Raw genomic sequence first — 14212 nt, 5'->3', positions numbered from 1 at the left:
GATAATTTATATTAGCAACTGAGTTTAAAGTATTTATGGGTATATGTTTAATATGAAATGTTCAGAAAATTTTCTTCCTTCAAAGTATATGTCAATAAAGTGAAGATGATCTTATTTTACACGTAATCATATATATAAATAAAATGAAGATATTTTTATAGTACATATAATCAATACTTAGTTACTAATAGGATGTTGTAATCATAGGAATAGAAGATATTATGACATATGATTTTATTAATATGACTCGCATTCCATATAACGGGCATCTGATTTGAATTTTTTCCAGTATCTTAATACATTTAAGAGACTGGATTGTTTAGTGGAAATAAAACTTAATAAAATAATCCTTTTATAAGTAAGTAGGTCGAACGGAGGGGAGCCGTATCGTATGAATCAATTGTCATTTTCTGAAGACATCGATGAAAAAGAGATGCGAAGACTTGTGGTGAAGGAGCTGAAAAACTACAAAGCATTGTGCGTTCGGATGAAAAATCAAGAAGAACAGGCTCAAGCGGGGGCATCGTTCTTTTTCCTAAAATGAAAGGTGACGATAAGAATCATGAGATACGTTTTAAACAAATTGAACGGACATTGAAATATGCTCTTGATAATGATCAACGTCAGATAATTGAATTGAAGTATTTTGGGAGTGAGAAAGTCAAAGATTCCTATGTTTATAATGAATTGATGATGAGGCGTGATAGTTTTTATGAGAATAAAAAAATAGCTATCCGTTTGATAGCTACTGCTTTAGGGATTATATGAACGTGGTTTTATTTTAGTGAAGATGAAATTATGATCTTTTGTGTTACTGATATAAATTGTTATATGATACGTGTAATCCATCTTACTCGCTCTGCCTTGTGGCAGGGCTTTTTTATATAATAATATAAATTAAGTAGTTAAAGAGGTGTGTTTAAATGAGCTGGGAAGAATCATATAGAAGAGAGCAACCATGTCCATGTGATAAGGGAAAATATATTGAAATTATGAAGGTGTATGCAATAGAAGAAATATAAGAAAGTGCTAACACGTATGCGGAATAGACATAAAACATCGTTGATTTGCCATTCATAAAAATAGACTTTTCTTAGCAGAAATCACTAATTATAAATACTTATAAAATTAGCTCTGATATAGCAGATATTGAAGCGAAGAAAAATAAAGATGGGAGTGCATATTGGAAATACGAAGATGACCAAACAAAATTATGGAATATACGACTATAGAACTAGAAAATGATGACATAAATCTAAATATTATTGTTTAAATTCATATTTTATAATGTCCATTTAGCCCGCATTAACTGCTCGTAAACCCCCTCTGATTAAAGTTTCACTTTATAAAAATGAGCCCATAGTAAAAATAACCTAAAAATAGGCATATGAACAAGGTGCATCATCTAGTGATAGGTCATATTTTGTTGGTGTACGTATTGAACTTAGTTTAGCCCGCTATTTGTGGGCAGTAAAACTCCCACCTCAAAATTCAACTGGAGCAAAGAAGTTAGGTGGGAGCCCTGCTGCCCGTAAACGCCCGATTGGTGCGGGCTAATAATCAGTGGGGGATGAACAAAACCCCTACTGATTAAAGTTTCACTTTATAGCGCTATTTCTACTTAGATTTAACGAACAGAAATATAGGAAAGTATCGATGGGGTTTTAGTTTATAAACGGAGGTCATGAAGATGAATAATTTTCAACAAGAACTACAAGCGTTAAGCCTTAATGATTATCAGCCTGGAAATATTGTGTATTGGGACCAGCAAAACCAATATCCATATTACTATATTACAGATGATGCTCGTCGCTGTGGCGGCTGTGGCGGCTGTGGCGGTGGTCGTTGTGGTGGTTGTGGCGGCGGTGGTCGTTGTGGCGGTGGTCGTTGTGGTGGATTCCGTTGTTTTGGTTGCTTCGGTTGCTTTAGTTGTTTTGGTTGTGGTGGTTGCTCTAATTGCTCTAATTGTTTTGATGGTTTTAATGGTACTACTGTAACATTTGAATATTGATAAGAGACAAAAAGGAATCCATTTTGAAAAAAGATTGATCGAAACGGATTCCTACTTTGTGAAGCATTATATAATTTTTATAAAAATGTGCTAACAAGTTTGCAAACGGACTTGCTAACACCTATACGAAATAGACATAAAATATCGCTGATGTGTAGCTTAATAATACGATAATAATTTAGCACTTATAATGAATAATAGGTTATTAGAAAAGAAACCATAAAATGTAATGTTTTATATCATTATAAAAAGAGATTATTCTAATAGGTCGTTGTGTAACGGCTGCATAGGATAATCTCTTTTTATGCTTATTTTTGTAAAGAATGTACTGTTATTTTGAGTTGCTCAATAAATTTCCGGGTAGCAGCGCACATATATTTATCTCTTCTATAAATAAGTCCTAGATCTATTGTTGGAGTGGGGTTTTCAATTTTAATAGCTTGTATGTGCTCATTTTGCAAAAAGTCTATATACGGTTTTGGTAACACGGTAATCCCCATACCTTGTGCGACCATTTGAATTAAAGATTCCATTGTACTAATTTCTAAAATTGGCCTTGGTTTAAAGTTAAAGTTTTGGCAATGAGATGTAATTAGTTCTGTTAAATAGAAATTTTTAGGTAGAAGAATTAAAGGATAGTCCTGTAATTCTTCAATAGATACATACTTACGTTCAGTTAAAGAATGGCTGGTTGGCACAACTAATGTAAGTTCACTTTTATATAGTGGGATAGAAACAATCTCTTTATCTTGCACCGGGAGAAATGTAATACCAATATCTAATTCATTTTGTAATAATTTTTCACGAATTTCTCCTGTACGAAGCCCCAACACAGAGAGTTCGATATTTGGATATTGCTTATTGAAATCTAATATAGCTGGTGGTAGTAAATAATTTACTACGGTTAACAAAGATCCTATTGTTAAGGAACCATGATGTAATCCATTTAAATCTTGAATGGCAGAACGAGCTTGTTCGACTTCGTGAAAGATTGTTTTACTGTGCGATAATAAAACTCTTCCTGCTTCAGTTAAAGATATTTTTTTACCAATTCGATCGAAAAGGGGCATGCCTACTTCATGTTCTAATGCACGTATTTGTTGGCTTAGTGAAGGTTGTGAAATATTTAATTTCTCGGCTGCTCTTGTGAAATGTAATTCTTTCGAAACAGCTAAAAAGTATTCTAAATGTCGTAATTCGATTGAAATCACCTCAAGTTTAATCATAGGATATACCTATCATTATTATATAAATAATTGAATTGAACAATGGTTTTGTGGGATATATAATCACTTTATCAGAAATGGATTGATTAAAAAATTAGATGAGGTGAAGAAGAATTGTTGAAATCTAGTGTATTACCGGGCAGTTATTCACAAGTACTTCAAAAAAGGTATGAGGAGGCTGTACCGACAGGAATATATCATTTAACGCCTTTATATGTAAAAGAAGCAAGGGGAGCGATAATAACAGATGTAGATGGAAATCAGTTTATTGATTTTGCTGGTGGAATTGGTATGCAAAATGTTGGACATTGTCATCCGAAAGTTGTAAGAGCGGTACAAAAACAAGCAGAATCATTTATACATCCTTGTTTTCATGTAACTCCATATGAAAATTATATTACTTTAGCGGAGAAAATTAATGAGAAAGTGCCAGGTACAAGTAAGAAAAAAACGATGTTTGCCAATAGTGGTGCGGAAGCGATTGAAAATGCTGTAAAGATCGCACGTAAAGTAACAGGGAGGAGTAAAGTAATTTCGTTTGAACGAGGATTTCATGGGAGAACATTAATGACAATGTCTCTATCGACCAAAGAAACTCCATATAAAGCAGGATTTGGTCCGTTCGTTTCAGACATGCATATATTGCCGTATCCGTACTATTACAGAGCTGAAGAAGGAGTTTCTCCTGAAGAAGTGGATTCTCAAGTCATCTATCAGTTTGAAAAGTTTTTAGAAGAAGTATCACCTGAAAAAGTAGCAGCGATCGTAATGGAACCAGTACAAGGAGAGGGTGGGTTTATTGTTCCTTCCATTTCATTTGTAAAACGATTACGAGAAATTTGTAATCAATACGGTATTTTAATGATAATGGATGAAGTGCAAACTGGATTTGGCCGAACAGGGAAATGGTTTGCAACAGAACATTTTCATATAGAGCCTGACATAATGACTTTGTCAAAATCAATTGCTGGCGGTTTACCATTAAGTGCTATTGTCGGTCGTGCGGAGTTGATGGACATTCCTGGGAGAGGACAAATTGGTGGAACTTTTGCAGGTAGTCCGTTATCTTGTGCAGCTGGTCTTGCTGTATTTGAAATAATGGAAGAAGAAAATCTAGTTGAAAGGGCTCAGCAAATTGGAAATAGAATAATGTCACATCTACATCAAATGCAATTAAAGTACGAAGTGATTGGTGATGTTCGTGGAATCGGTGCGATGGTTGCAATGGAACTTGTAACGAATCGCATAACGAAAGAACCTGCAAAACAACTAACAGTAAAGCTAATTGAAGATTTTTGGAAGAATGGGCTTATAAGTATTGGAGCGGGGATATTTGATAATGTACTACGCTTTTTACCACCTCTAGTTATCTCAAACGAAGAAATAGATAGAGGATTTGAAATAATAAATGAGTCTTTTGAAAAGTTGTGCCGCAAGTAAGAGGAGGGATTTGAATGACTAAAGTATATGAAATCCTATCTTTAAATCTAGGATTGCCAAAAGAGGTTATGTATGGTGGGAAGTTAATTCAAACAGGGATAAATAAAAAGCAAGTAAAGGAACCTGTTTTTTTATCATTTTTAAAGTTTAATGGAGATGGACAGGCGGATTTAGTTCATCATGGAGGGGTAGATAAAGCGGTTTGTGTTTATACTGGTGACCACTATCCTTACTGGGAAAAAGAGTTGAATCAGGAACTTGTATATGGGGCTTTCGGTGAAAATATAACAGTAAGCGGAATGCGTGAAGAAGATGTTTGTATTGGTGACACGTTTCAACTCGGAGAAGCGATTGTACAAGTAACGCAGCCAAGACAACCTTGTTTTAAATTAGCGAAGAAATATAATATTCCAAAGTTGCCATTATATTTTCAAGATACAGGATACACAGGTTTTTATTTTCGAGTATTAAAAGAAGGGTGGATATTACCGGTAGATACTTTAAAATTGTTGAAGCCTGATCCAAAAGGTGTGTCAATTTTGTTTGCGAATCGCATAATGCATAAAGAAAAACAAAACTCTGAAGGATTAAAAAGGATTTTAGAAGTAAATGCACTGTCTACTAGTTGGAGAAAGACGTTTGAAAAGCGAGTGAAGGGAGAAGAAATTAGTACGAAGGAGCGACTTGAGGGAACCAAAGAATAGGTGAATTATATTTGCATAAAATGGTGTATTTCTATTATCGGAAAGATAAGTAGGAAGCACCATTTGCTATATAATAAACATGATATTATTCAAAAATCTTAATACTAGTTTATTCGACTTGTTTTTTAATAATCAAAACATAAAATAAATTAAACCATTTTTAAAAGTTTTATGATACTATATTGATTTGAAAGGCCTATTTTTTGAGAGTAGGTCATATAAGTATATCTAAATTAATGGAATCGACGTATGGAGGGACAACATGGGGAATGTTAAAAAAATGGCAAACTTTCTATTAGAAGAACCGAGAAGAGAACAGTTATTTCCTTTATTTGAAGAAGTGTTTGGGATTACGAGCCAAACATTGCAGGATTTTTCAGAGAAAGGGTATTGGGATTATACATATAAAGCATTATCATTTTTACAAGATGATAATGCGATTGCAAATGTTGCGGCATTTTCACTTCCGCTTTTAATTAATGGTGAAAAAATAAATGCAACGGGTATTCAATCAGTAATGACACATCCGAATTATCGTAGACGAGGATTAATGAAACAATTGTTTAGTAAGATGATAGAGGAAATTGATGAGCAATGCGAGTGTGCGGTCTTGTTTACTGAAAATCCGGAACTATATAAACCATTTGGTTTTCAAATTGTGCAAGAATATTTGATGACAGTATCATGCGAAAATAAAGGTTACAAAGATTCTCAACTTAAAAAGTTAGATTTTTATAATGAAGAGGATAGACAATTAATACATGAGATTATTGAAAATGGCCAAAGGCTTTCTAATAAATTTTCAACGTTAAATTACCGCTCTTCGTTTTATTTAAATATGTATGATTCAACATGGAATGAAAACCTTTATTATTCAGAGAAATTAGATGCGCTGATTGTTTTTACAGTAGAAAATCAAAAACTAAAATTATTTGGAGTATTTGCGCCGGTAATTCCGATTTTAGATGAATTATGTGAGGAAATCTCTGGGAAATTTACGGAGATTGAATTTTATTTCTACCCAGATCAATTAGGAATTGATGATGTACAATATACAGAATTACAGACTAGTAAGTATTTAATGGTTCGAAGTAATAAAGAATTAGATTTTAAAGGTTATAAATTCCCGGTATTAACTGAGTTTTAAATATTAATTTAAATGCTTTTTTATGGAGGAATTATGAAAACATCATATATACCAAATCATATTGAGCAACTTACTGTAATGAACGCACCTAAATTTTACAAACTTGAAGACAATGATACATTCATTGTCCATTCGAAAGAAGAAACAGATTTTTGGCTGAAAACCCATTATGGTTTTGAAGTAATGAATGGCCATGTATTTTATGATGAGATAATGACAGATTTTCAGGCTGAGGTTCAATTGCGCATGAATCCAAATGCGACATACGATCAAGCGGGTTTATTTGTTATGATTTCTGAGAAGTGTTGGTTAAAAACATCTTTAGAATATATTCCTGAGGGCCCATCACATTTAGGTGCTGTCGTAACGAATAATGGCTATTCTGATTGGTCAACGCAAGACTATCCAAATGAGTTTGCTAAGCAACAATTACGTTTTCGAATTATTCGAAAACTTGGCGATTATACAATATATGTGAAAACGAGTCAGCGATGGGAACAAATAAGAATCGCTCATTTGATGGAGGACATAGGTAATGAGCCAGTTAAAATTGGTTTTTATACGTGTAGTCCTTCTGAAAATAATGGATTCGAGACCGAGGTTTTCGATTTTAAAATTGAACAAATATAGATGGGAAAACCGCATTCTTACTAAATGAGAATGCGGTTTTTATTAAGTTAAAGAGTATTCACATCAACTGGCAGTGAAAATGCCTGGTAGATTAAAGTTCCATTTTATTGACTAAAAATGATTTAAAACTTATCATTTAATAATGTTAAATATTAATTTACCTAATATAATAGGACTAATGGAGAAATTACAGACTATATCGCTCAAATAAGGAGGAATATAAATTATTCGATGGTAATTTCATGAAAAAAGGAGATTGTGTATGAAATCATTTCGCAAGTTGTTACAGTATTTAAAACCATATATGTTCTTCGCTATTATTGGACCGCTATTTATGGTACTTGAGGTTGCGATGGACTTAATTCAACCGACAATAATGCAACATATTATTGATGTTGGAATTGCAAACCGGGATTTGAATTATGTAATAAAAATGGGGCTTCTTATGATAGGAGCAGCAGCAATCGGTTTAGTTGGAGGACTTGGTTGTATGATGTATTCTACAAAAGCTGCTGTTAATTTCGCTACAGACATACGAAAAGATGTGTTTGCGAAAATAGAAACATTTTCTAGCAAAAATCGTGATTCATTTGGAACAGGTAAATTATTAACAATCGTGACAAATGATATTACATCTATTCAATCGGCAATGACGATGACGTTACGTGTACTTGTCCGTGGACCGTTATTATTTATTGGAAGTATCATTATAGTCTTTGTAACAGCGAGAGACCTATTTCCAATTTTACTTGTTGTGGTACCCGTATTATTAGTTGCAATTGTATTGATTGCAGGTCAATCGAGCGGTTCATTTAAGCGAGTACAAGAAGCATTAGATAAAGTAAACACAAAGCTACAAGAAAATTTATCCGGTGTACGTGTTATAAAAGCATATGTAAGACAAAAATATGAAATCGCACAGTTTGAGAAAGTTAATACAAGTTTAACTGAAATAAATATTCGTGCAATACAAATTATTTCATTGATGATGCCAATTATTATGCTAGTTGTAAATAGCGGAATTGTAGCAACTTTATGGATTGGTGGCGAGAAAGTTTTTAACGGTACACTCCAAGTAGGGGCCATTTTAGCTTTTATTAACTATTTAAATATCATTTTAATGTCACTTATGTCTATTAGTATGGTATTTATTCAAATTGCCCGTGCTTTTCCATCAGCTGATCGTGTACAACAAGTCTTACATACTGAAGTTGATATTACAACTGAAGGCGACGTATATGAACCAAAACAAGTGGGTGGTAATGTAGAGTTTAAAAATGTTAGCTATAGTTATACGAAAAATACTGAATATGTTTTAAAAGATATTTCATTTACTGTACGTAAAGGTGAAAAAATAGGGATTATTGGATCGACCGGAAGTGGTAAATCTACATTGGCGAAACTATTGCCACGACTTTACGATGTTGATCAAGGTGAAATATGTATAGATGATGTTAATGTGAAAGCATACGATTTGCAAAAACTTCGTGCTTCCATTGGCTTCGTTCCACAAAAGGCACTTCTTTTTTCAGGCAGTATAGAAGAGAATTTACGTTATGGCAAAGAAGATGCAACTTATGATGAATTGGAATTAGCATCTTCATCTGCTTGTGCGACTGAGTTTATCAATAAGCTGGAAGACTCTTATGAATATAACTTAACACAAGGTGCAACCAATCTATCTGGTGGTCAAAAACAACGTATATCTATTGCAAGAGCCCTAGTGAGAAAGCCATCTATTCTTGTATTAGACGATTCTACATCGGCAGTTGATGGGAAGTCAGAAGCTGTAATACAGGAAGCGTTAAGGACAAGATATAGTGGCACAACGACATTTTTAATTGCATCAAAAATATCTTCTATTATAGATGCTGATAAAATCCTCGTTTTGAATAACGGTGAATTAGTTGGAAATGGTACGCATGAGGATTTATTGGCAACTTGTGAAGTGTATCAGGAAATTTATCTTTCCCAGGGTGGTAGCCTGCAGCAAGAAGGAGGGGAAGAGCATGCGTAATTTTCAAGGACAATTTGGAAATAAAGGTGGACGTAACAATCCGAAAACGGGAAAAACTAAGAATACTAAAGGAACTATAATGCGAGTATGGAACTACATGGGGTATCAAAAAGCATCTCTTATGTTCGTTATTATTCTTGTATTTATCACGACATTACTAGGTTTACTTGGGCCATATTATATGGGGGTCATCATTGATGAATACATTGTACCGAAGGATTTAAGCGGGACAGCGAGAATGTGCATGCTACTCATTGCAATATATGGGATAACCGTATTGTTAACATGGTTACAAACATTTGTAATGATTAATGTTGCATTAAAGACGATACAAAAAATACGACAAGATATTTTTGAAAAAATCCAAACACTTTCTCTACGATTCTTTGATGTACGTTCTCAAGGTGATTTAATGAGCCGTGTGACAAATGATATTGATAACTTAAATCAAGCTTTGACACAAAGTGTTGTGCAAATCATTTCATCAGCGTTAACGTTTATAGGTGTAACAATTGCGATGTTTTCATTAGATTGGATTTTAGCGATTGTAACTTTAATTACAGTACCTATTATGTTTTTCGTTACGAAAAAACTAGTTGCTTATAGTGGGAAAAACTTTGCGAAGCGTCAAAAGGATTTAGGAGAATTAAATGGATTTATTGAGGAAGCCATTACAGGTGCAGACGTAACTACGTTATACGGAAAAGAAAAAGAAACCGTACATAACTTCAATAAAATTAACGAACAGCTAAGAATTTCAGCAACGAAGGCTGAAACGTTTTCAGCATTTATTTTTCCAAGTATGAACTTTATTAATAACTTAGGAATGGGGCTTGTAATTGGAACTGGATCGGTAATGGTATTAAACGGAATGACAACAGTAGGTGTCATTGCAGCTTTTATTAATTATTCTCGACAATTTTCAAGGCCACTTAGTCAATTTGCAACTTTAATGAATACGATTCAAGCGGCAGTTGCTGGAGGAGAACGTGTCTTTGAAATTATGGATGAAGTACCAGAAATTCAAAATAAAAAAGATGCAGTACTTGTACAAAATTTACAAGGACATGTTAGGCTTGAGAAAGTTTCATTTGGATACGCACAGGACAACATGATTTTAAAAGATGTGAGTCTCAAGGCGAATCCTGGGGAGACAATCGCTTTAGTCGGTCCAACTGGATCAGGAAAAACAACAATTATTAATTTGTTAACTCGCTTTTATGACATTCAAAAAGGGCAAATTAGCATTGATGAAAAAGATATAAAGGATTATGATATTAATTCTTTGCGGAGTAAAATAGGGGTTGTTTTACAAGATACGTATTTATTTGCAGGAACGATTATGGAAAATATTCGATATGGACGTTTAGATGCAAGTGATGAAGAAGTAGTTGCAGCAGCAAAAGCAGCATCAGCACATTCTTTTATAAAACATCTACCAAATCAATATGAAACGAAAATTGCTTCAGAAGGTTCGAATTTAAGTCAAGGACAAAAACAACTCCTTGCGATTGCACGAGCGATTTTAGCAGATGCAGATATATTAATTCTCGACGAAGCAACATCTAATATTGATACGAGAACAGAATTACAAATTCAATCTGGATTAAATAATTTAATGAGAGGGCGAACAAGTTTTGTAATCGCTCATCGGCTGAAAACGATTGAAAAAGCAGATCAAATACTTGTAATTAAAGATGGTAGTATTTTTGAAAGAGGAAATCACGAATCTCTTATGGAAGAGAAAGGATTCTACTTTGATTTGTATACAAGTCAGTTTAAAATTTAACAAAAATATTGATGTAATGCGGTTTCTCGTGATAAGAGAAACCGCATTTTTTGTATTTGCAAACATTGCTATCCGAATAGTTTCTCATTGAATGTTTTAACAGCGTACTTTTGCAGACTAGGTGAAAAGAGGTTGGATTGATCATAAAGGCTGGTGGTATGAAGTTGAGTAAATTTGAAGTAAGATTGATTCGGTGTTTGTTGCTTTGTTATGTTGGGGGCAAGTCAGTTTGGTTTCAGCGTATATTTAGTGGGAAATGAACAAAAATCCGCTTCGATTAAAGCTATACGTTATTATTTTTTTGCAGAAAACTCTCGCCTTAAGGAGTGAATAGAGCAGATTCCAATAAATGGGTGGGAGATTTGAGCTGACTAGGTAAAAAGTTTAAACATTTGTGACATATCGGAATTAGTTCGTTTCGATATGTCACAAATGGTATATAGAGTATCATCTCAACCCATGAATGAATTAGAACTATGAAATAGATTACTATTAAAAACAATCTAAGTTTTAAAAATATATAGAAAGGTAGTTTATAAGTAACCGGAATGAGTATGGAGCTAGTTTATAACGATTGATATAGCGCTGAAAACTAATAAAACAGCCATAATGATGTTAAATAATTGAGTATGTTTTAATAAAAGTTTTTGGAACATTGAACCAAACAGGCTCCAACTAAATGTACTCATTAAACCGACTACACCTAGAAATAATGAAAAAAGTAGAAAACTGGAATATGAATTGTAGTAAGGGAGAATAAAAGTAGAAACTACAGTCAGTCCGAATAATATCCCTTTAGGGTTAACAAACTGAAGAAAAATCCCCACTGTAAATAAGTTTTTATTATCTTTTTCATCGGGATCTGTACTGCCTTTACTAGTGAGTATTTTAATAGCTAGATATAGCATGTATGCTACTCCTAAAATTTTTAAAGGTAATTCGATTTTGGGTAAAATATTAATTAGTACGATATTAAAGAAACTACATAAAGAAGTGAGGAGGAAAAAACCGAAAGCTACTCCAAAGCAAAATTGCATGCTCCTTTTCAAACCAAGTTGATTTGCGTATGTCATAGCTAAAAAATTGTTAGGACCGGGTGTGAAGCTACTAATAAAAACAAATAATAAAAAAGAAAATAAAGGCATTTCAAAACCCCCTAAGTATTTTTCGTGTGTTATAATGACCGAAAAGAACAATATAACGTGTGCTTTTTATTATACATAACGGTCGTTATATTGTATATAGTGTAGGGGTGTTTTTTTATGGAAGAGATTCAACTTATTTTGGCGAAAAATATAAAGGCAATACGTGAGAAAGAAAAATTAAGTTTAGAAAAGGTTTCCCAATTAACAGGTGTGAGTAAAACGATGATTGGACAAATTGAAAGAGGAGATTCAAGCCCGACACTAACAACAATATGGAAGATAGCGAATGGTTTAAAAGTGTCTTTTACGTCTTTAATTAATAATCCACAGCCTGATACGAAAGTGGTTTTACGAAACGATGTTCAAGTATTATCAGAAGACAATGGGAGATATAAAGTGTATCCTTCTTTTCCTTTTCAAGATGATAGGAACTTTGAAATCTATACGGTTGAAATTGAAACGGAAGGAAAATTAAGTTCGGAAGGCCATAAAGAAGGGACCGAAGAATTTATAACGGTGTTTGAGGGAGAATTGACAATTGAAATAAATGATTGTCAATATACATTAAATAGCGGAGATTCAATTCGCTTTAAGGCGGATAGACCGCACTCTTATCATAATTCCGGACGAACGCTAACTCGGTTAAGTATGACCATTTATTATCCAGCTTCATAAACTTGCTATTTTATTTAGAATATAAAGAGATATGTTTTGATAAAACCATCTATAAGAGATGGTTTTATTTATTACAATTTACAAAAAAAGACACTCATTTGAGTGTCAACACAGTATTGCTCTCGCGTATAGGATTGGAGAATGTTTCTCAAATACATATTGAGATGATTAGTAAAGGAGAAACTGTCTTCATAAATAACTTAACATTGATAGGGTATAGAGTAAATTGATAATGTTTATCCGGAATATTTAGTATAGATAGTTTCTACTATCTATATAGGGGAATGACATTTAAAGCTAAGAAGAAAAAATGAATCATTTATTAATCAACTCGTATAATTGTTAGAGGGGCGCCAGTTGATCCACCACCGACTAAATTGACAATTGATAAGAGACCGAATAATTGAAGAGAAATAGTATTACCTGCATTTAATATTGTAATTAAATTATTATTATAACTTGAAGTAGATAAGGCAGGAGATAGAATTGAGCCCAGAAGTGATGTAGATCTGTTTAAAATTAGTCTTGAACCCGCAAGAAGTACAGTTGCAGTATTAATTTGATAAGAAAGATAATAACGTCCCGTTACAGGGACTGTAAATAAATCATTCGCACTATTGACTGCAGAGCTATTAAGGCTTTGGTTGTTTGAGAGTAGTATGTTAGTACCCCCTAGTACAACTGAAACTGTTCCACCCACTGTATTATTTGCAAACATAGAATTTGTTGTAACGTTTATGCCGGTACTACCCGTGGGTCCGGTATTACTCATGAGTCCAGTACTACCAGTAGGACTAGTTAGTCTATAAGGAAGGATAATTGTACGTCATTATTTTTTGGGTTTTCTCTATCTTTATTTTTAATTAAAATCACCTCATTTTTATGATAAAGGAGATACTTTTCATATATTCTATTAATAATATTTTTTATAGTAACGGCATGCTGTTTAAAATACATACATTTTTAGTAAGTTACATTAAATTTGATTTTGTACAAAGATTTTAATCGAGAGATTAATAGTGTTTTTTTAGATAATTCTTTTAACATTTCGGAACATCTAACATTTAATAAATACTATAGAAGGGAGATGCAAATTTGAATCGATATGACAAATTACCAATGTCTAAGGAAGTTATGGATTCTAAAAATATTGGTCCTACATTTCCACCTCTTCCGTCTATTAATTTTCCAACCGGAGCGACCGGAGCAACCGGAGCAACAGGAGAAACAGGAGAAACAGGGGCAACCGGAGCAACAGGAGGAACAGGAGAAACAGGAGAAACAGGGGCAACCGGAGCAACAGGAGTAACAGGAGAAACAGGAGAAACAGGAGCAACCGGAGCAACAGGAGAAACAGGAGCAACAGGACCAACCGGAGAAACAGGACTAACAGGAGAAACAGGGGCAACAGGAGCAACAGGAATAACG

General features: G+C 33.6%; 12 protein-coding genes and 1 pseudogene. 10 read left to right on the top strand and 3 right to left on the bottom strand.

Features of this window, described 5'->3' with window-relative positions; all coding sequences use genetic code 11:
- Positions 1-391: 391 nt before the first annotated feature.
- Both MR066_RS12030 and MR066_RS12025 read left to right on the top strand, forming a co-directional pair.
- Positions 392-544: a hypothetical protein gene (locus tag MR066_RS12030; RefSeq protein ID WP_002012858.1), complete on the top strand. Its 153-nt coding sequence runs from the start codon at positions 392-394 to the stop codon at positions 542-544.
- A gap of 1146 nt (positions 545-1690) precedes the next feature.
- Positions 1691-2011, top strand: coding sequence for a heterocycloanthracin/sonorensin family bacteriocin (locus MR066_RS12025; RefSeq protein ID WP_012260927.1), 321 nt, complete (start codon positions 1691-1693; stop codon positions 2009-2011).
- A gap of 308 nt (positions 2012-2319) precedes the next feature.
- On the opposite strand, the gene MR066_RS12020 is transcribed toward MR066_RS12025, so the two are convergent.
- Positions 2320-3222, bottom strand: coding sequence for a LysR family transcriptional regulator (locus tag MR066_RS12020; RefSeq protein WP_242247560.1), 903 nt, complete (start codon positions 3220-3222; stop codon positions 2320-2322).
- Between the two features lie 129 nt (positions 3223-3351).
- Here MR066_RS12020 and gabT point away from each other — a divergent pair, with 129 nt between their 5' ends.
- The 6 genes from gabT to MR066_RS11990 all read left to right on the top strand — a co-directional run bounded on the left by gabT (position 3352) and on the right by MR066_RS11990 (position 10964).
- Complete coding sequence (gene gabT, locus MR066_RS12015; protein WP_242247294.1) at positions 3352-4677, top strand: 4-aminobutyrate--2-oxoglutarate transaminase; 1326 nt, start codon at positions 3352-3354, stop codon at positions 4675-4677.
- Positions 4678-4691: 14 nt separating this feature from the next.
- Positions 4692-5381 (top strand): MOSC domain-containing protein, encoded by a 690-nt coding sequence (locus MR066_RS12010; RefSeq protein WP_002085626.1) that lies wholly within the window; start codon positions 4692-4694, stop codon positions 5379-5381.
- A 262-nt stretch (positions 5382-5643) separates the two neighbouring features.
- A complete protein-coding gene (locus MR066_RS12005; RefSeq protein ID WP_242247292.1) occupies positions 5644-6528 on the top strand; it encodes a GNAT family N-acetyltransferase in 885 nt (294 codons plus the stop codon).
- A 33-nt stretch (positions 6529-6561) separates the two neighbouring features.
- Positions 6562-7158, top strand: a complete 597-nt coding sequence (locus MR066_RS12000) for a DUF1349 domain-containing protein (protein WP_002127357.1) — start codon at positions 6562-6564, stop codon at positions 7156-7158.
- Positions 7159-7420: 262 nt separating this feature from the next.
- Entirely contained in the window at positions 7421-9175 is a 1755-nt protein-coding gene (locus MR066_RS11995; RefSeq protein WP_242247290.1) for an ABC transporter ATP-binding protein, read from the top strand.
- The gene (locus tag MR066_RS11990; protein WP_242247288.1) at positions 9168-10964 is read left to right on the top strand and encodes an ABC transporter ATP-binding protein; all 1797 of its coding nucleotides are present in this window, start codon (positions 9168-9170) and stop codon (positions 10962-10964) included. Before MR066_RS11995 ends, MR066_RS11990 begins: the two co-directional genes overlap by 8 nt.
- A gap of 560 nt (positions 10965-11524) precedes the next feature.
- On the opposite strand, the gene MR066_RS11985 is transcribed toward MR066_RS11990, so the two are convergent.
- Positions 11525-12109: a LysE family translocator gene (locus MR066_RS11985; RefSeq protein WP_002085616.1), complete on the bottom strand. Its 585-nt coding sequence runs from the start codon at positions 12107-12109 to the stop codon at positions 11525-11527.
- A 59-nt stretch (positions 12110-12168) separates the two neighbouring features.
- On the opposite strand from MR066_RS11985, the pseudogene MR066_RS11980 reads away from it, so the two are divergent.
- Positions 12169-12784 (top strand): annotated as a pseudogene (locus MR066_RS11980) (helix-turn-helix domain-containing protein).
- A gap of 322 nt (positions 12785-13106) precedes the next feature.
- Here the strand turns inward: MR066_RS11980 and MR066_RS11975 are convergent.
- A complete protein-coding gene (locus MR066_RS11975; RefSeq protein ID WP_242247287.1) occupies positions 13107-13556 on the bottom strand; it encodes a BclA C-terminal domain-containing protein in 450 nt (149 codons plus the stop codon).
- A 323-nt stretch (positions 13557-13879) separates the two neighbouring features.
- Between MR066_RS11975 and MR066_RS11970 the strand changes: the two genes are divergently transcribed.
- The coding region (locus MR066_RS11970; protein ID WP_242247285.1) for an exosporium leader peptide-containing protein at positions 13880-14212 on the top strand (333 nt) is incomplete at its 3' end.

Origin of the sequence: Bacillus cereus group sp. BfR-BA-01523 (genome assembly GCF_022662615.1) — a bacterium.
Classification (GTDB): Bacteria; Bacillota; Bacilli; order Bacillales; family Bacillaceae_G; genus Bacillus_A; species Bacillus_A mycoides.
This window is presented reverse-complemented; position numbering and strand designations above follow the sequence as displayed.